A 19,263-nucleotide genomic window follows, 5' to 3' on the forward strand; every position below is an offset into this window, starting at 1 on the left:
CAAGGGGGTCATTATGTTTAGACTGCGTCGTCGTTAGAAGAAAGTGAGCTCTCCTGAGCTGTCTTAGGGTCTGGGTATTTTGCTCCAGCGATTGTAGCCGCATTCAGAGTACTTATTGTTTTACTGTAAGTTTCCGGATTGGTACTTGTACTTGGAGTCTCATTCTGGAATAAATCACTTAATTCGCTCTTCGACAAAAAGTAGCTATTAGTTTCATCAGGTTGGATTATTTCCGCAATAAGACTACGAAAACTATCCTCTTTTCCATAGGATCTTGGCAAACCATTAACCCCTCCTACAGGAAAGATGAACGGGTGCAGGATTGGGCAACTTATCAATAAGAAGAATAAGGGGTGATTATCGCTCCATGATTTTCTGTTACTTTTCAGATACTCATTGATAGACTTAAGCTTTTTCTCAAACTCATCCACCGAAGTAATTGGATTGAGCCTCAAACCTTCACCAAGATACTCTTCCGAATTAACAGAGTGGTATAGGCTTTCTTCTACCAAAACAGCATGAAGAAAAGCTAGTACATTAAAACGCATAATCTTTGCGGCATTAGACAGGCTAGCTTTTCGTCCATTATTTGAGTCATTGTAGATTCTAGTTTTATGTTGGTCCGCTACATTGTTCAGATTAAAATAAAGCCGAGTCCATACTTTACCAATCAGTAGCGCCGATGGTCGAATTGAAGCCTCAATTTCTCCTACTTTTTCTAGCCACTTTTCAAGGCTCTCGATTGCGCCAGAAAATTGTATTTGGACTTCCTGACTTTCTCCATCCCCTTCGATTCCTGGATTGGTAATAGGTTCAGAAGCTGACAACGAAATGACATTATCAGTACTTTTATTTGAACCTTTCATCTCTGCACGAGCAGCGGCTTCGCTCCATGGTGGAACAATACATGTTGGTTGTGCTATAGCTTTATTAAATGCTTTAGTAATGGCAGCCCTTTCACGATGGCATGCAGAGATATCAGCGATGGCACCAATCAGATTAAAGACACTGCTGAAATCCATAAGATTACTAGAAGCAACAGAGCTCAAAGAAGCAGCCATTGCTGCTTTAGCCAAGCCCTTCTCTTCATCAATCTTAAATACATTGAAACTATCAGGTATATTTGAGCGTTTTTGTCGATTTAATTGCACCATACCAAGGAAAACACCAGCCTTGGCGTCATTGGGGTTGTTTGCTACCACAGCGCAGCACCTATTAGCCCAATGGGAAGCACTCTCATTTCTACCTACAGACATGTAGGCTAAATATTCGCTGATGAGTTGTTCGGACTTCCCACTATCATTTCCAGCCAGCTCTAAACCAGTCACAAATTGGTTGAAGATACTGACGGAACCACAGCCAACCAAAAGCATCTGTAGGAATTTTGACAGACTTCCTTGACAGTTTTCGCTTACTTGGGATGCTAAGTAAATAGAACAATTTCTTAATGCCTCACTCTCAGACTGAGGCCGCAAATAAAAGCCAGTATTAAAATCACGATCTTGCTTTACGTAGGTAAATATATCTTTGCAAAGTGAATCCATGCCAAACCGATGCTGTTCATAGTTTAAGCCCGCACGATAAATACTACTAAGCATCGAACCATACAAAGCATTTCTCAGTAAATTCGGGACTGATGGTTCCCCAACTTGTTCATTAACGCCCTGCTCACCATTAATATATTTGGTATGATTCTTTTTGGTATAGAAATCTTGTAATACCTGCATTAATAAACGCACAGGCTGTTTCAGAAGCTCATTCACGTACATATCAGCATCAGAGCCTTCTCTAAGGTTAAGTCCTACCCTTACGGCACTTCCAATAGCATCGCGAACTTCTATGGCTTCCTTCTCGCTCATATTAGGCGCTGTTTTAACCTTAATATTTTCTTTGACGTGCTCCCCCTTTTCGCCGACCAATTGCAACATTGTTTTCAACTGCATACGCTTTTGAACCGGAAACAATTTTAACAGATATTGCTGTTCAAGGTGCTCCACCATATAGCCTCTTTCTGCTAAGCGGGCACTTTCTTTTTCCTGATCAAGCAAAGTTTTGCCGTAATTTTCATATTGCTTACCGCGAATCAGCTGAGAATAAAGACGCAAGTCACCTGTCGCCACCACCACCAGCTTCTGGCTATTAAAGAATTTTCTTATAGATTCCAGTACATCCCAACCTGTATCAAACTGAGTATCGATATCATCAAACGAGATCAAAATTGCTTTACAGTCAAGAATATCACACGCACATTCAACCAGTTGGTCAAATATCTCGGATAAATCCTGACCTCCGATAGAGTAATCAAGCTGGGCATCCAATTTCAAAGCGTCACTAAAATACTCTGGTCTATATTCATTATCAGTTAACAAATGTAAGCCACGTTGGAGTTGCTCGAGATGACTTTGCCATTCTTCCTTCTGCTTTGAATACTGATTAGATGACCAGAATCCCTTTAACTTGCTTGACACCACCTTATTCAGGCGAGCTGTCACTGTAACTAAAATAGGTTCATGACGAGGTAATTTGGTAGGGTCAATAGTTGGCAGACATTTGATGCCAGTATCCGCATCATTACTTTCATGGTTCAGCCGTTCGACTACACTGTTGATAAAAGTAGTCTTACCGGCACCGCGAGTACCATCCACAAAGAATACATTACGTCCTGACTCATCAATAAATCTGGCAACACCCGATAGATTTTTGGATTTAGGTAAGTTAATTGAATTTCGAATGCTTTCAACTAACTTATCACGCAACGCTTTCTGAATTAAATCACCTTCTTTGGTGCTACCCGGAAGATTTGGGGCAAACAAGTCAATTATGATTTCGTTCATCTCTTTGTAATCATTCTGCGAGCTTTCAGTCATATCGATATCTATCCAGTTATTTTGTTTTTGCCAGCCTGAGTATCAGAACTGGAGCATTAATTGATTGCAATGTTAAATGTTCTAAGCCTAAGTCAATTAGGATGATTATGACTTCGCCACAGTCCAATCTAGACAATTATGTAAAACTGACCACCGAATTTAATCTACAGCCAGCCTTCTTCATTTCCATACTGTTTATAAAACCATTGATACACTTTGAAGAAAGCTGAGCTTTACAACCTGATGGGGTTTGTATGTTCATTTATTGGCTATTGTTATCACAGGTTTTGAGACCCAGCATGAGGATGCAATAAGTAACCAAAAATTCACCTCTAAAAGCTAGAGACTGAACATTTCATTGCTTGAAGCGGGAGTGAGAGATACGTACAACAAACTCATAACCCAAAGTGTTCAATATTATTGCTCTATTTTTAGAAATTTAATATTTTTAAATCTAAACAGTTAGATACGAGCTTAACGTAAATTTCTTGAAGGGGAAAGAACCAAAATTTCGGTTGTAATAATATCAAACAGTAGCCCGATACTTTAGGGGCTAAAATAAATGTCAATTACCAGCAACTGGCATAAAGTCTTTTTCTATTGTGAAATACTCTACCCCAGAGATAGTTAGTTTGAATGGATTTTATTAGATAAGCTGTATAAAAAAAACCGAAAGGTTTGGAATAGTACTGGGATTCCTGCCTAGTTTGTCCTATTAATAAGGTCTGATAAGATAAAATTTTCTAATCACTTCCAGTAATTCAACGCTAAAAGAATTAATCACAGTACAACGCACAACCTTTTTACAGTCATTACTTTAATGTTAGAGTGTAATCTTAGGCTAAGTACTATAATCAAGGTCTGTCTCTGACATTAGATATTAAAATGAAACCTTTCTTCTGATTGAAGAAGGGTAACTTACAATAATCTTTGAGTGAGATAACGAAGAAGTAATTTCAGTCAAATGGCTTACTTGAAGTCATCAGGGTTGAATGGCTCAACACGAATTAAAGAGCCGTGTGCTTTTATTTTTTCATCATTTAAAGTTTGGTCTGGAAACTTTTCAAGCTCAATTGAACGCTTATCTTCGCTAAGTTTAAATAATAGAATATCACCGATATTTAATTTGCTTTCTTCGTTGTCCAGTAGTGGTATAGCCCCATTTTTACCTACTGTTACAATCATAATTAACCTGCCTATGCTATTTTTTAATAACGCGACATCCTAATCACCGATATTAGAATAAAGCCTTATTTCTAGTCTAAAAATATTTAAATCAAGCCTTGATCCTGATTTTTAATATTAGAATGAAGGCTTCATCCTGATCGCGGATATTTAAATCAAGCCTTGATTATGATCTTCAATATTAGAATGAAGGCTTCATCCTGATCGTAGATATTTAAATCAAGCCTTGATTCTGATCTTCAATATTAGAATAGAGGCTTCACCCTGATCGTGGATATTTAAATCAAGCCTTGATTCTGATCTCCAACCGTTTTATCAGTGAGAATTATCGAATTTACTCTGAACTCGTATCCAAAACTCACACCGCATACCAGTTATTTCCTCAAGCCGTTTAGCCAAAGTAAGTGTTACGCTTATTTTCTCTTTAAGAAAGTCGTTGAATTGCTCGACTGAAAGATCTAACCGCTTGCTTAGATCATTATTGTTTAACTCTCGAGCTTTTAGTTTATGTAAAAATAAAGTTTCGAAATACCTTGCTGGATGTAGCATTCTTTTGTCATCAGGAATGTCAACAATATAACCACCTTCGCTTTCGATAATAGATTTGAGCTTTCTTTGGCTGCGGATTCTAGAAGTCGTAGCATCGACCCCAGGGTTATCCAGCTTATTTTCCTTGAACGGGTTTGGATGGGTTACTTGGCTTGCCTGCCAATTGTCATGTGCAGTTTGAATATCCAACCAGAACTCGCGGGAGGTGCCAAAATATTTAGCAAGCTTATTAGCCAAAAGTTCTGAGAGCTTTGCACCATTAATAAGTTCAGCCACGGTTTGGTGATCAACATCCATCATTACGGATAACATTTCTACTGTCACACCTGAAGGAATCAAAAATTCCTGCTGGATAATTTCACCTACTGAGCTTGGCTGCCTAGTAGTTTTTCTCATTTCTCCCCCTGAAAGCTACATAAAGTTTACTAACTGAGTAAGCTATCGGTGTAATACCCTTGAACCAGGAATAGCGGCCTTAACCTGTAAAGCAACCGAAGCTACCAAACTCTCATGACTAACCGATTCCCTACACAGTTCAATTGCAATTTTTCCATCTTCATAGTGACTGACAATCGCATCATCAAATCCGGCCTCGAAAAGACGATCGTCAATCTCATCTATCGTCAGAGCATCATTATCGACTTCAAACCTTATAATTGTTTCAAACATAACGGATTTACCTTTATTTTCTTCAGTAGCCACTTAAACCTACAGCATAAAAGGATGACTATTAAGGATAGCCTAAATAATTATGTAATACCCATATAGACTTATTTAAACTTTTTAATATTAGGCCTTAAGCAGGTGCAGAAGATTCATTCGACACTAACGCTGAATATTGCTTATATGATGAGCCCCATAACGACTATGTCTTATAAGGATGCTTGAGTTAACTTTTTAGTGCACTTTATACAAAGTACTGAGCTTTCACCTAAAGAGCTTAGGAAAAAGTTAAAGGGTGGTGAAAGATTAATATTAGATGATTTTATCCAATAAAATTAATCATCGATAGCGTATTCAGTAAGTAATTAAATACGCTATCGTTTTATAAGTATCTGTAAGATTGAGGAGGCCTAATTGTGTCACCTAAAAGTGATATGCAAAAAGGCTCATCATATTTCTTGAGCTTACCAACCTGGATCGCGACAGCTTTTTCCTTACCTACATAATATGTATCAAAAAACTCTTTTGAAATACCGGCACTACGTTTAGTAGCATCCCATACGAGGTCTGGGGACTCACACAAAATATCTTCTATTTCGAACTCTGCAACGATTTTTCCAACAGGCATAGTGGAATAAATTACAACTGTCTTAACGCCTTCTTTCTTGAAAAGGTTTTTTCTAAACTCAAACTTCTTAGAACCATCGAGTATTTTTTCGACATATTCTGGTTTAATAGACAACAAGACTTTCATTAACCCCTCCCAAGTTCAGTATGTTAGATAATTGATCTTTTGTTAGCTCTAGAGCACTCCAGCGTTCATTTTGATCTAATCCAACTTGCTCAATCAGCATTTTTCTATTTAATCTTTTAGATAGCGCGGCATTGTACGTGAATTTAATAATATGAGGGTATTTTTTTTGAGTATAAAACCCTTTCAATTCTCGCTCTGAAAACACCGAATAGCTTCCACAATATTTCATAAATTCAGCTTCAGTAAATTCACTTATATTTTTGTACTCTTCAATAACGCATACCGAGGTTGCTACAGAACGGTACCAGGCAGGGCCTTGCCCGTCCCCTGTTCTATATATAATCACAATATCGCCAGGCTTAAATGTGGACACAAGAGGGGTACCACATAAGTAAATCTTATGAATACTGTTTGAATGAGAAACATCTTCAATTATATTTATTGATTCATTATTTAAGATAGAGTCAGGTAACATTCGAGTGTGGAACTCAGGGTAAATAGCTAATAAAAAGTTGCTAGAGGTCCTTGCATCTATATACGGGTAATCGATTAATCCATTTCCAGTAACTAATCGCATTTTCCTCACTAACACATTTTCTGTGCCATTTGGTGTGTTTTTACTACCATGAACTGTAAAGCCGTACTTAAGAAATAATCTGATTAGATATTCATGCTTATCAAAAACCGTGACATAAATATCTTCAACATACGCAGAAGTCGCATGATCAAATATTTTCTTTATGAAGCGCTCTCCTCTCCTTGTTCCATGAGAGTTAAATTTAAAAGTACCTACCTTCAGGTGAACTTGTGAGTTGAGCGGGGGATCTAGTTCATTAAGACAACCAGTTTCATTTTTAAGATATAAAAAACCATCAACATTTCCATTTTCATATAGTACATACGCTTTTTCTCTGCTCAATGCCTTTTTGTTGAACCAAGCAGAAAACTCTGTGTAGTCTTCTTTAAGTGTGTCAAAAAAGCTATCGCCTAAGTCAATGTCAGAGAAGTATTGGTATAGAAGGTTTTCCATTCTTAAGTCCTTTTTAATTTTTAACCCAAATAAACTATACAAAATTAGAGATTCGAAGCAACAACAAAACACTTAAAAGTCAACTTTTCTAAGGTAGCTCATAAGTCAGACAGATACTCATTCATAAACTAAAGCAATGACATTTATTCAGCTTTGTACTAAAAATAAAATCTTAAGACACTTGCTTCGACCTCTGAACAAAGGCAATTCTTCAAGCAATAACTTTGCTGAGCAGACTTTCCCATGACTTAATAAAGACTGACATTTGATTGCAAAAGTGCCAAACTAAGTAAGCTTAACAAAAACTTAATTATGGAGCCGTTTATAGCATGGATTTTATGATGATTGTCAAATGGATCAGTTCTGTTACTGGTGCTTTGACGATAGTAGCGTTTATAATTTTTTCTTTTTGGAAAGGTATTGAAGGCTTATACTTTTTACTTTTCAAACCAGATCAATACATCAATAAAAATTATGGTCCTGTAATGGACTCTATTTTAGATAGACAATTCGGCGATGAAATAAAAAGAGTCGTTGACACATCTGTAACTGAGACACTAAGAGATACGGGTGTGTTTAGATCTTTAGATAAGCAAAAAAGTATTCATCTTATTCTAACGAAAAACTTTATAGAGTCTCAAATAAAATCTCAATTCCCTGAGTATAAAAAAAGACTCATAAGAATTATAAAAAAGAACTCTACAGAAGCGAAAGCGAAAGTAGGCATAAATAGACCTAGTGAATATAACTTCTATATCAACCTCAGAAACATTTTACCTAATAGTCAAGATGCAACAAACCTAAGCTATATTTTGGCTGGTTTTATTTATGACGACATTGAGAAAAATGAAAAAGGGTATGACTTTGTTGCCGTTAATAGAAACGGAAATGCAATTTTAGGGTATTTAATTTCTAACTTTCTAAATTTACCGCTCGTCATAGTTAACTTTGACAGCAGATGGGAATTAGAAGGAAAGAAAGTTAAAGTCGATGGGTTAAGTGAAATTCCTCGCTCTGAAAATAAAAGAGGGTTTCTAATTGATGATGCAGTCTCTGGAGGCAGTATTTTGAAAGAGTCCGTTGAGATCTTGCGTTCTCATCAATTACGTGTTGATGATGTATATGTACTATTCAGTCGAAAAGAAGATGGTGCAATTCAAGATTACAAACAAGCGTCAATAAGCCTTCATTCTATATTTGATTTAAATGACGAAGGCATAAAAAGAATAATCAATACTGAAGAAGGCACTTTGGATACAATCATCGATGAACTGTAGCACATTCCAGTTCCCAACTATCGATTTATACGTGACGGGAAAATGTAACTTTAGTTGCCCATACTGTTTTGGCGAAGATGTAAAAAAGCAAGGAATTGACGCAGAAGTTTATTCCAGAGTTCTTCGCTTTGCAAAACACTGTAAAACATCCATAGGTTTTACTGGAGGAGAACCACTACTACACCCTGACTTTAGAGTCTTAGTTGAAAAAGCAAACAAGTTAAACATACCTTTGATATTAAGGACTAATGGTATGTTACTTGGTGAATACATGGATTTAATAAACTATTTTATATGGATTGGAATTTCTATCGATGGGGCTGATGAAAAGACAGTAAAAAGAATGCGGCCCTCATCCTCTACCTTCGATTATTCTGAAGATGATAAATGGCTCTTACCTTTAGCTAATATAGCTGAGATAAATACCAAAAACCCTGAAACAAAAATACTTTTAGCTTCATTAGTAAGTAGCTTTAATGCTCAATCACTAGTAAAGCTGGCTGAAATAATAAACTCCAAAGACTTAAAGATAAGTAAGTGGAAGCTTTATCAATTTACGAGGAATAACTTTCGTTCACTTTATGCCTCTGAGAGATTCGAAACATCTTTGGAATTATTTGAACAAACAGCTAAAGCTATAGCTCTTAGCTTTAAAGGCAATGTAATATCCAAGCAAGGAAATGGCAATTGTCTATTAGTTGATACACAAGGAAACGTCAGGATAAATGAATCAATAATAGGAACTGTATTTGAAAATTTTGATAGATTAGAATCAAAAATCAGAAACTTAACAATGTTTAAGCAAATTAGTGTGAATAAGGTGAGTACATATGAGCCTTAATAATCTTATCATTGCATTCGAAGGGCTGGATGGCACTGGTAAAACTCTTTTTTCATCAATAATAAGTGATGAATTAGATAAACTCAATGTAAGCAACAAGCGTTGGCCTATCGACTCACATGGCACAATAACTACCAGAGAAATGCTAGATGCAGATTTATCTTATGCATATTATGTAAACTCAATAAGAACTAGATTAGCGGAAGCGACAAAAGAAGTATTGATATTCGACAGATATTTACCTTCTGCACTTGGTTATCAAAAATTAAGAAAGTCCTCGTTCGGCTCAATAGTTTTTGCAAAGTCGGAATTAAATAAGATTTATCAAAGTATTGTAAAACCCGACCTTACAATAGTTTTACACTCTTCGGAAAAAGTTCGAAGAAAAAGAGTTCTTAGCAAGCCAACGGTAGATCAATACGATATCGACTCATTAGAAATAAAAAATAAGAACTTTTGGTGCGATTTTTACAGCACCATAATTGATGAGTCGGTTATATTCCTTGATACCACTAGAAGTAAAGAAGACATTACGCGGGAAATCCTAAAGGAAATATTATCGACCCTGCATAAACAGAAAAAACACAATAGCCTTAAAAGTGCTGAACTTTATCCTGATTTAGTAGAGTCAAATAGAATATTATCTATGTAAGGCCGCAGACCGATTCATACAGCCTTCAATGTGATCAAGGTTAGTTTTTGCCAGAGTGGCCAAAGCCACCTTCGCCTCTATCACTTTGTTCAAATTCTTCAACAATTTCAAATTGAGCTTGCACTACAGGGACAAACATCAATTGGGCAATTCTATCTGCGGGCTCAATCGTGAAAGAATCAGTGCCACGATTCCAACATGATATAAACAACTGTCCTTGATAATCAGAATCAATAAGTCCGACTAGATTACCTAGTACAATACCATGCTTGTGCCCTAAGCCAGAACGAGGCAGTATAGTTGCAGCCAAATCTTTACTTTTCATATGAATAGCGATTCCTGTAGGAATCAGCTCGGTCTGACCTGGCTCTAAGGTGAGAGGCTCATCAATGCATGCTCGAAGGTCTACACCAGCAGAACCGTCTGTTGCGTAGGAAGGTAATGGAATCTCATTGCCTACTTTAGGATTTAAAATTTTCAATTCAACTGTTTTCATTAATACTCCGAATATACGTTGAAACTTTTGATCAAGTGTATTTTATAAATATAAACTGCTACGTCTACACTTGAAAGAGCATTTGCTCCAGTATCAGTTCTTGAACCTAAAATGTTTATGTTTGGGTAAATAAAAGTAAACTTAATTTTTAACCTGCAAGTCAATTTCTTAACAGAGTCAAGGTAGCTAAGGGCAGATTAACTAATTTTTTGTAAGTAAACTTTGTAAGTGGCATTAAAACCCCAAAAAAAATTAATAAAAAATAAATTTCAATAGGTTACAATTTCAGAACTATCTACTAACTCGTCAATACTTACAATTGTGCTGGCGATAAGCGGTCGAGCATTTCAGCACACTCAACCCAAATAGCACGATACCATTCAAAACCTTGGCTAAACCATTGCTCATGCACTTTTGTATTCATGGCATTTTGCATCTCAAGCATGACAACGATTTTTTGTAAATTAGCAGACATTTTTAATCCCAACTTGCATTTTTATTTAGCTATATACTACAGATAAATTCAGCATTGATGAAATTAAAAAACAGCTAAGCAGGTCTTCATAAGCAGTTGAAAAAAATAATTGAGGAATACCATGCTGAGAACCCTTCTTGTTAGTGCATTACTTGTGCTATCTAGCCAAACACTTGCAGCCACAGCTCATAATATTGCTGACTCGGCAGAGCACGTCAGTCCACTATTGCCTGGATTAACAATTCCAGATGTTGATTTAAAAGACCAAAACGGCACAACCGTTTCTTTAAAAAAACGTTTTAAAGAAAAAACTACCGTATTAATTGTTTACCGAGGTGGATGGTGTCCCTATTGTTCCAAGCAATTAGCCAACGTACAAAAAATTGAGGATCAATTAGCAGACTTGGGGGCACAAATTATTGCAATATCTCCGGATAGTCCAGAAAAGCTAGCCGAGACTAAAATAACCTCTGCGAACTATCAACTACTCTCTGATGATAGTTTGGCATTGAGCCAAACGTTGGGATTGGCATTTTATCTCGATGACAAGACCGCAAAAATTTATCGCAACAAGTTAGGGGTTAACTTTGTATCACTCGATGGCAAAGCACAGGTTGCGTTACCCGTTCCTGCTGTTTTTGTAGTAGATAAGCAAGGGCTTATCCACTTTCAGTATGCGAACCCTAATTATAAAGTTCGTTTAACAGAAGACGTATTGTTAGCCGCAGTTAAATCAGTGAGCGAACAATAAACACACTATCGAGTGATTAATTAAGTAGGGCTTTATAAGCCCTGCTTATCGACCTTGCGCAAACGCGTACCAAGACTCAATTAAATCAACAAAATCCTCAAAACCGCAGCCACTGCTTAAGCCATTTTCTTCAAGCATTAAATCATCATCCTGATACGCCATGAGATCTTCATTATCTTGATGAAGAGCATGAGCTTCAAACAACGCTTCGTCCTTGCTCAAAATCAAATCTATTTCTTGGCCTTGCAGTGTTAAGGGCTCATGACTATTTTTAACAGCGGAAATTAGCGCCTGGACCATCGCTATTTTTTCTTTGCCTATTTCTTCATTCAACCAACGACCGATAACCGCATGTTCAGTCGAAATTTTAATACGTAAACCGCTCATTGGATCGCGGATAAATTGATATTCCATCGTAAATACTCACAACTCTTGATGCAGTAATTATATCGGTTGCGGCATGCAGTAGCGAGTTCAGAAGGCCAAAAACAACACTAGCGCCCAATGGCGCTAGTGTTAATGCTGTTTAGATATATAAAAATTGCTAGAGTCGCGACTTGAAACGCGCGGCATCAATGATTGCCCATAGGTATACAATCGGAAGTAATATGAAACCAACGGCGACATAAATTAATACCCCACTTATGATCCACGCTAAGAAAAATGCGATCGCCGCCATCAAACGACCTTGCACCAGTTGCCCTAAACCGGGAAAAAAGATATTACATATTGCTGCGATTACATTACCGCCAGAACCTTGCTCTGCCATACTAACCTCTGTAGTTTTTGATGATTATACTTTTTATAAACACACTTCATGCCAACTTATTATATTTTATAAATCAACACGTTAAATTTTCACACTGTTTTTATTTTAGTTCTTTTTGCCACAAATAGGTCAAATTCACAATTTTTATTATGCAATTTTAATAACTTGCCAAAATAGCTGTTTATAAAAACAGTATTTTATTTAGCCTTGCATAAACACCTGTTATACTCCTCTCATTATAGATTGAAAAGGCGTAACGATGGACGTTTCTGAATTACTCGATGGCTTAAATGACAAACAACGGGATGCAGTCGCAGCCCCATTGCAAAATATGCTAGTACTTGCTGGTGCAGGTTCTGGTAAAACTCGAGTACTTGTTCATCGTATCGCATGGCTAATGCAAGTTGAGCAAGCCTCTGCCTACAGTATTTTTGCCGTCACCTTTACTAATAAAGCTGCAAAAGAGATGCGCTCTCGCGTAGAAGAAACCTTAAAAGCGCCTGTTGGTGGCATGTGGATTGGCACTTTCCACGGGTTGTCTCACCGTATTTTGCGTGCACATCATCGTGAAGCAAAATTACCTGAAAGCTTTCAAATCTTAGATTCAGACGATCAGCAGCGAATGATCAAACGCTTACTTAAAGCAATGAATATCGATGATAAAAAGTGGCCAGCGAAACAGTTTAGCTGGTACATCAGTGCTAAAAAAGACGAAGGTCTGCGCCCTAAAGATATTCAGGCTTACGATATCAATGAGCAAATGATGCTGAAAGTTTATGCAGCATATCAAGAATCGTGCGATCGTGCTGGTTTGGTCGACTTTGCAGAAATTTTATTACGCTGCTACGAAGTACTTAACAATCACCCTACGCTACTGCGTCATTATCAGCAGCGTTTTGCTCATATGTTGGTAGACGAGTTCCAAGATACCAATACGATTCAATATGCTTGGTTAAAGCTGCTAGCAGGAAACACCAACAGCATTATGATAGTAGGTGATGATGACCAAAGTATCTATGGTTGGCGCGGTGCACGTATTGAGAATATTAAACGCTTTTTAACCGACTTCGAAGCCGAAACCATTCGTCTTGAGCAGAACTACCGCTCAACAGCCACAATATTAAAAGCCTCCAATGCGCTAATTAAAAATAATGCTGAACGCATGGGTAAAAGCCTCTGGACCGATGGTAACGAGGGTGAACCAATTTCGGTGTATGCCGCTTTTAACGAATTAGATGAAGCCCGTTTCGTAAGCAGTAAACTGCGTAGCTGGCTAAATGCTGGTAATGCCTTGCAAGATGCCGCGATTCTATACCGTAACAATGCGCAATCTCGTGTACTCGAGGAAGCCATGTTACAAGAAGGGCTTAAATACCGCATTTATGGCGGCATGCGCTTCTTCGAGCGTCAAGAGATTAAAGACGCCCTTTCGTACCTGCGCTTAGTGGGTAATCGCCAAGATGATGCCGCCTTTGAGCGCGTTATTAACACCCCTGCTCGTGGCATTGGAGATAAAACCCTCAGCCACATTCGTGACTGTGCGCGGAACGAGTCTCTTCCTCTGTGGTATGCTGCAAAAGCCATTATTGAACAGCAGCATCTATCTGGGCGTGCAGCCAGTGCAGTAACAAAATTTTTAGAGCTGGTTGAGCACATTGAAGACAAAATCAGTGATCTTACCTTAGAAGAGCAAGCTAAATACGCGATTCAAACTTCAGGGTTGATGGCCATGTACCAAGCTGAAAAAGGTGAAAAAGGCCGCGCTCGCGTAGAAAACTTAGAAGAGCTCATTAGTGCCTGTGGCCAATATGAGCTACCTGAAGACGAAGAATTCAGCTCACCACTGCAAGGCTTTCTTGCGTACACTTCTCTCGAATCAGGCGAAGGTCAAGCCGATGAGCACGAAGATGCCGTGCAAATGATGACACTTCATTCAGCAAAAGGCCTTGAGTTCCCGCTTGTTTTTATGGTGGGTGTTGAAGAAGGCATGTTTCCTTCACAGCAAAGTAATGAGGAGTCTGGTCGCTTAGAAGAAGAGCGCCGTTTGTGTTATGTAGGCATGACCCGAGCGATGGAAAAGCTGTACATTAGTCACGCTGAAACTCGCCGTTTATATGGCCAAGAAAAATACCACAGCCCCTCTCGATTCTTGCGCGAAATGCCAGAAGACTGTGTTGAGGAAATTCGTATCAAAACACAAGTTTCAAGGCCCCCAGCCGCAGGCCGTTTTAGCTCATCAGTCACACATGCCGCATTTGAAGACAGTGGCTTTAATTTAGGGCAACGCGTTTTACATGCAAAATTTGGTGTAGGAACGGTACTAAATTATGAAGGCAGTGGTGCACAGTCACGTATTCAAGTGAACTTTGATGATTTAGGCAGTAAGTGGCTTGTTACTCAGTATGCAAGACTTCAAGCCTTATAACGACTACCTAAGCATGCTCATCACTGAGCTGACGATTGCCAAGCATCGTCAGCTTATTGTGGTGCAAGGTGATGCAACCTGGTGTTATGCATTTGCCAATCAACTGTCACTGCCAAACACGTATGTGTTTAGCAGTTGCCATCAATTAAAAAATAGCGTCTTCCCAAAGCATGTTCATCAAATTCTTGGACAAGAGTTTCAACACGCGATTTTTGATGGTTTTAGTGGACTGTATGCAGATAAGTTAGCCGCGCTTGCCGGTACAGTTAAAGCCGGTGGTGTGTTTATTTTATTACTCCCGAATGACCCAACATGGGTCGATCCTGCGCTTGAAAACGTCACATCGTTTGGACAAACAATAACGCATAGTTTCTTTAATGAACGCCTAACTACATTATTAGAGTCGCAAACACACATTTTTAAGCAGCACATCACGCCAACGACATATCAAACAATACACCCACATCACGCATTAATTGACTTCTCTCAACAACAGGCGTGTATTGAGCAAATAATTAAAACAGCACAGGGTCGCGCACATCGTCCTCTCGTAATTAGTGCTGATAGAGGGCGAGGAAAATCAGCCGCATTAGGCCTTGCAGCTGCTGCATTAAAGGATAAAAAAATACTGCTGTGTGCGACTCAAGTTAAAGCGGTGCAAACCACATTTAAACACTTAGCTGAACAACTTAATGTCCCTTTGCAAGCCAATTGCAAGCAACTTGCAAACCTAAGTTATAGTGCTCCTGATAACCTCCTTAATGAAAAACCTCAATGCGATCTGCTATTTATAGATGAAGCTGCAGCTATCCCTGTTCCTATGCTAATGCAAATTTTACACTCGTATCCACGTATTGTGTTTGCTAGCACCATGGTCGGTTATGAAGGCAATGGCCGCGGTTATACACTGCGCTTTTTACATTATTTGCGCAGCCAGTTTAAGTCATTAAAGACAATAAACTTAGACGCACCGATCCGCTTTGCAAAGCATGATCCGCTTGAGTACGCCATACGCGATTTATTACTGCTTGATGCGCAATACAATCAAGTCGCTAGTTCGTTACCTTTGCAGTTCGAGCAGGTTAGCAAGGAGCGCCTTATTCGTGATGAACTCTTATTAAGCCAAGTTATGGCACTCCTCGCGTTAGCGCACTACCAAACCAGTGTGAGTGATTTACGTCAATTGCTTGATGCACCTGAGTTACACTTATTTATTTGCCGACAAGCAGAAAACCTACAAGCCGTCTGTTTAGTCGCAATTGAAGGGGGACTATCGCAAGATATTGCAGAGCAAGTAATAACAGGCGAACGCCGCCCGCAAGGGCATTTAATGGCACAAACATTAACTCAGTTAACGCATGATACGCAGTGGCTAACAGGTCACTCTGCACGCGTTGTGAGAATCGCTGTAGCACCAGAGAGCCACCAACAAGGTATAGGATCTGCCTTATTAGATTTTTGCCAACAACAACTAAGTACGTGCGATTTCTTTGGTGCAAGTTTTGGGGCAAATGCGTCATTAGTTAGGTTTTGGAAAACAAATGGTTTTCGCCTTGTAAAGCTAGGTTTTAACCGTGATAAAGCCACTGCAGAACATGCTGCACTTGTTATTAAGCCATTAAAAACACAAAGCAAAGCAGTCACAGAGCAATTAAAAGAAGAATTTAAGCAAGACCTATCCGTGCAACTATTTGGGCATTTTAACTCTTTACCATGGCAACTAGTTGATGAACTACTCTCAGGCTATTCAACAATAGGTTGCTCTTCAGAAATGCTTAATAGAGCAGACAGGTTACTCAACAACGACGTTACACTCTTTAAATTACAACCCTTACTGTGGCAGCTTATTTGGCACATGCCTATTAGTCTAAATTTACTCGACCAAGATACAAAAATGATCCTTATTAGACTAGTATTACAGCAAATTGATGTGAAAAGCGTAATTGATGAAGCACACTTCACGGGTAAAAAAGAGTTCGACATTCGGTTCAAAAAAGCAGTACACGATTGGTATGCCCAGTTTACTTTACTTAATAAGAGCAACCGTTAAGCGCCTAGCGATTTGCTTGCTTTTCGTGCCTATTATAGGAAACACTCAACATACACAGCCATCTATAAAATTAGGGATGTCTACCGCACTAACAGGTCCTGCAAAACACATCGGCGAGCAATTAGCACTGGGTAGTACAATCTATTTCAACAAAGTAAATGCACGTGATGGAATACATGGTCAAAATATTGATCTTATTCTTGCTGATGACGGTTATGAGCCTAAAAACACCGTTGTAAACACACGACAATTTTTATTTAATGACAAAATAGACGCTATTTTCGGCTCGATGGGTACACCGACTGCAAATGCGATTAAGCCCCTTTTAGATAGACATCGAGTGCCCTTCCTGATGCCTTTTACTGGAGCTGACTTTCTCCATAACCAGTCAATGCCAAACGTCTTTAACTTACGCGCAAGCTATCAAGATGAAGCGATAGAGCAAATTAATTATTTAGTTCAGGAGCGCAAGCATAAAAAAATAGGGTTGATAATCCAAGCCGATGAGTTTGGTTTTTTAGTTGAAAGTAACTTAATAATGGCACTGCAAAAACACGATTTGGTACCGGTTGAAGTTGCACGTTTCAAACGAAATAGCGAAGAGATATCAAAGGCACTAGAACAACTTAAAGATAGTGGAGTCACCGCAGTATGCATGGTGGGCACTTATCAACCATTAGCCGAATTTATTAATACTGGATACGAGCAAGGTTTCAAACCCGACTATACCTCAGTATCATTTGTGTCGAGTTTTGATTTATACTCTCTCATTCACCACCCAAGTACTATTATGGTAACGGAGGTTGTGCCAGACCCCAATCAGTGTGACAACTCCTTATGCAAGCAATTTAGAGCAGATATCAAGCCCTATAACACAAGCCCTAACAGAATTATTTTTGAAGGCTATTTGAATGCAGTTGCGTTAGTGAGCGCCGCACAAAAGTGCACAACACCGTTGAATAATCAATGCTTACTGACTGAACTAAATAAGCTCTTTAGTGATACGTCTGAGTTTGCCGATTTATTTAACAATCAGACAAACAACACGGATAAAAAGATCTATCGATCCTATTTTAAAAGTAATTGAAATTAACTACTGCTAAATCGAAATAATGTTCTATGCTTTAAAGACTTAACAAGGCTTTGAGGGAAATATGGATCTGATTAATTTTCGTGTTGGGCAAAAGACCATTTCACTTAAGATTCTCGATATTCTTCTAACAGAACGTTACGAAAATAACCTGACATCTTTGCCTAATGAAAATAAAAGCTTCATTGGTGTAAAAGATTACATGGAAACACCCACGCCCATCTTTGATTTAGGCATTGTACTTAATAACCAATCAACCAATAAGACAAATGCAGAGCTCACTGACTTATTGGTTGAAAAAGAAAAAGATCACCAACAATGGTTGAGCGCACTAGAGCATAGCCTGCTCACAGGCACAGCCTTCACAAACACAATTGATCCGGATAAATGCGATTTTGGCCGATGGTACAACAGCTTTAAAACTGACAACGAAGACCTGCAAAATATCCTCGATAAGTTCGACACCCCCCACAGAGAATTGCACGCCATGGCGCGTGAATTCTTAGACCTTCAAAAAACAATGACAAAAGAAAACGTTATTCGTTTATTTGAAGAAAAGAAGCGCCAAGTGTTTAATCAGTTAATACGCTTGTTTGAGTCTGCAAGAGAGCAGATTATTCTGGATTACAAGCCTATCATAATCTTTACCACTAAAGATGGCGTAACACCTCATATAGGCCTCCTCGTTGACAAGGTAGAAGATAATATCAATGTAAAGAAAGAGGATATTAAACCGCTTGATAAGCTTACCTCCGTTGGTTTTGATGTTGATCCTCAAACTAAAAATATGATGCGTGGTTTAATCAAAATGAAAAACAAGCATAGTTTGTTACTCGATCCTAGCGCCATATTCCGCCCTGAGCATCTGATGCGCCATGAAGCCGAAGAGACCGAAGAATATGGCTTGTTTTAATAACTAGCAATGAATCACTATCTCGTTGGAACAGCTATAGCCGTGAATGTCTGTGGTTATGTGCGAAAAGCATAATCATTTTTCGGCACTCAAGTGCCTCTACCTTCTAATTAATTGAGCCAGAAGTGAAATGAGCGATTTAGAGCCCCTTGCACTTCTGTCATCGTGATTAAGAAGCGTAGGAGATGTATGGACTCCTCCCCTAAATAGGGTAAGTACGGTATAAAGAAATTGCAAAACCACTTTTACCAATAAGGAATCCATACATGTCAAAATTTAACTTAATTTGTATCGACTTGGCAAAAAATGTTTTTCAAGTCGGTCAATTTTTTCATCAAAAACTACAAAGTAATAAAGCGGTAAGCAGAAAAGAGCTACTGTCGATACTCACCACGTCTCCTCGTTGTAAAGTTGTCATGGAATCATGTGGCGGTGCTCATTATTGGGCACGCAAAGCGCGTAGTGTTGGTCATGAA

Annotated in this window: 17 protein-coding genes and 2 pseudogenes; 9 read left to right on the forward strand and 10 right to left on the reverse strand. The window is 38.5% G+C overall.

Annotated features, from left to right (window positions below; genetic code table 11):
- Nucleotides 1–17 precede the first annotated feature (17 nt).
- The 6 genes from LPA49_RS09010 to LPA49_RS09035 all read right to left on the reverse strand — a co-directional run bounded on the left by LPA49_RS09010 (nucleotide 18) and on the right by LPA49_RS09035 (nucleotide 7,048).
- Complete coding sequence (locus LPA49_RS09010; RefSeq protein ID WP_230236418.1) at nucleotides 18–2,867, reverse strand: hypothetical protein; 2,850 nt, start codon at nucleotides 2,865–2,867, stop codon at nucleotides 18–20.
- A gap of 969 nt (nucleotides 2,868–3,836) precedes the next feature.
- Nucleotides 3,837–4,052, reverse strand: a complete 216-nt coding sequence (locus LPA49_RS09015) for a hypothetical protein (RefSeq protein WP_196857523.1) — start codon at nucleotides 4,050–4,052, stop codon at nucleotides 3,837–3,839.
- 315 nt (nucleotides 4,053–4,367) lie between these two features.
- Nucleotides 4,368–4,997 (reverse strand): HigA family addiction module antitoxin, encoded by a 630-nt coding sequence (locus LPA49_RS09020; protein ID WP_196857522.1) that lies wholly within the window; start codon nucleotides 4,995–4,997, stop codon nucleotides 4,368–4,370.
- 42 nt (nucleotides 4,998–5,039) lie between these two features.
- On the reverse strand, nucleotides 5,040–5,303 hold the full coding sequence (locus LPA49_RS09025) for a hypothetical protein (RefSeq protein WP_196857521.1): 264 nt from the start codon (nucleotides 5,301–5,303) through the stop codon (nucleotides 5,040–5,042).
- A gap of 343 nt (nucleotides 5,304–5,646) precedes the next feature.
- Complete coding sequence (locus LPA49_RS09030; RefSeq protein ID WP_196857520.1) at nucleotides 5,647–6,018, reverse strand: ASCH domain-containing protein; 372 nt, start codon at nucleotides 6,016–6,018, stop codon at nucleotides 5,647–5,649.
- Entirely contained in the window at nucleotides 5,996–7,048 is a 1,053-nt protein-coding gene (locus tag LPA49_RS09035) for a hypothetical protein (protein WP_230236420.1), read from the reverse strand. Before LPA49_RS09035 ends, LPA49_RS09030 begins: the two co-directional genes overlap by 23 nt.
- Before the next feature lie 329 nt (nucleotides 7,049–7,377).
- Between LPA49_RS09035 and LPA49_RS09040 the strand changes: the two genes are divergently transcribed.
- The 3 genes from LPA49_RS09040 to LPA49_RS09050 are packed head-to-tail and all read left to right on the forward strand — an operon-like array spanning nucleotide 7,378 to nucleotide 9,818.
- Nucleotides 7,378–8,325: a hypothetical protein gene (locus LPA49_RS09040; RefSeq protein WP_230236421.1), complete on the forward strand. Its 948-nt coding sequence runs from the start codon at nucleotides 7,378–7,380 to the stop codon at nucleotides 8,323–8,325.
- A gap of 31 nt (nucleotides 8,326–8,356) precedes the next feature.
- Complete coding sequence (locus LPA49_RS09045) at nucleotides 8,357–9,166, forward strand: radical SAM protein (RefSeq protein ID WP_230236422.1); 810 nt, start codon at nucleotides 8,357–8,359, stop codon at nucleotides 9,164–9,166.
- Nucleotides 9,156–9,818 carry a hypothetical protein gene (locus tag LPA49_RS09050; RefSeq protein ID WP_230236423.1) on the forward strand — a complete coding sequence of 221 codons (663 nt, stop codon included), beginning with the start codon at nucleotides 9,156–9,158 and terminating at the stop codon, nucleotides 9,816–9,818. The genes LPA49_RS09045 and LPA49_RS09050 overlap by 11 nt, the downstream gene beginning before the upstream one ends.
- A gap of 40 nt (nucleotides 9,819–9,858) precedes the next feature.
- On the opposite strand, the gene dut is transcribed toward LPA49_RS09050, so the two are convergent.
- Nucleotides 9,859–10,314: a dUTP diphosphatase gene (gene dut / locus LPA49_RS09055; RefSeq protein ID WP_230236424.1), complete on the reverse strand. Its 456-nt coding sequence runs from the start codon at nucleotides 10,312–10,314 to the stop codon at nucleotides 9,859–9,861.
- Between the two features lie 337 nt (nucleotides 10,315–10,651).
- Nucleotides 10,652–10,789: pseudogene (locus tag LPA49_RS09060) on the reverse strand (dUTP diphosphatase); the annotation flags it as partial.
- Between the two features lie 121 nt (nucleotides 10,790–10,910).
- On the opposite strand from LPA49_RS09060, the gene LPA49_RS09065 reads away from it, so the two are divergent.
- Complete coding sequence (locus LPA49_RS09065) at nucleotides 10,911–11,540, forward strand: peroxiredoxin-like family protein (protein ID WP_174403907.1); 630 nt, start codon at nucleotides 10,911–10,913, stop codon at nucleotides 11,538–11,540.
- A gap of 45 nt (nucleotides 11,541–11,585) precedes the next feature.
- Here LPA49_RS09065 and LPA49_RS09070 read toward each other — a convergent pair whose 3' ends face one another.
- Nucleotides 11,586–11,954, reverse strand: a complete 369-nt coding sequence (locus LPA49_RS09070) for a YacL family protein (protein ID WP_230236426.1) — start codon at nucleotides 11,952–11,954, stop codon at nucleotides 11,586–11,588.
- A 130-nt stretch (nucleotides 11,955–12,084) separates the two neighbouring features.
- On the reverse strand, nucleotides 12,085–12,309 hold the full coding sequence (locus LPA49_RS09075; protein ID WP_036974279.1) for a hypothetical protein: 225 nt from the start codon (nucleotides 12,307–12,309) through the stop codon (nucleotides 12,085–12,087).
- A gap of 259 nt (nucleotides 12,310–12,568) precedes the next feature.
- On the opposite strand from LPA49_RS09075, the gene uvrD reads away from it, so the two are divergent.
- From uvrD to LPA49_RS09100, 5 genes and pseudogenes are all read left to right on the forward strand, one after another.
- Nucleotides 12,569–14,734, forward strand: a complete 2,166-nt coding sequence (gene uvrD / locus LPA49_RS09080; RefSeq protein ID WP_230236428.1) for a DNA helicase II — start codon at nucleotides 12,569–12,571, stop codon at nucleotides 14,732–14,734.
- Nucleotides 14,712–16,784, forward strand: coding sequence for a GNAT family N-acetyltransferase (locus tag LPA49_RS09085; protein WP_230236430.1), 2,073 nt, complete (start codon nucleotides 14,712–14,714; stop codon nucleotides 16,782–16,784). Before uvrD ends, LPA49_RS09085 begins: the two co-directional genes overlap by 23 nt.
- A complete protein-coding gene (locus tag LPA49_RS09090) occupies nucleotides 16,747–17,871 on the forward strand; it encodes an ABC transporter substrate-binding protein (RefSeq protein ID WP_268260738.1) in 1,125 nt (374 codons plus the stop codon). The genes LPA49_RS09085 and LPA49_RS09090 overlap by 38 nt, the downstream gene beginning before the upstream one ends.
- A 67-nt stretch (nucleotides 17,872–17,938) precedes the next feature.
- The gene (locus LPA49_RS09095; RefSeq protein ID WP_230236433.1) at nucleotides 17,939–18,787 is read left to right on the forward strand and encodes a CZB domain-containing protein; all 849 of its coding nucleotides are present in this window, start codon (nucleotides 17,939–17,941) and stop codon (nucleotides 18,785–18,787) included.
- 266 nt (nucleotides 18,788–19,053) lie between these two features.
- Nucleotides 19,054–19,263 (forward strand): annotated as a pseudogene (locus tag LPA49_RS09100) (IS110 family transposase); the annotation flags it as partial.

The organism is Pseudoalteromonas sp. MB41 (assembly GCF_020966275.1).
Taxonomy (GTDB): domain Bacteria; phylum Pseudomonadota; class Gammaproteobacteria; order Enterobacterales; family Alteromonadaceae; genus Pseudoalteromonas; species Pseudoalteromonas lipolytica.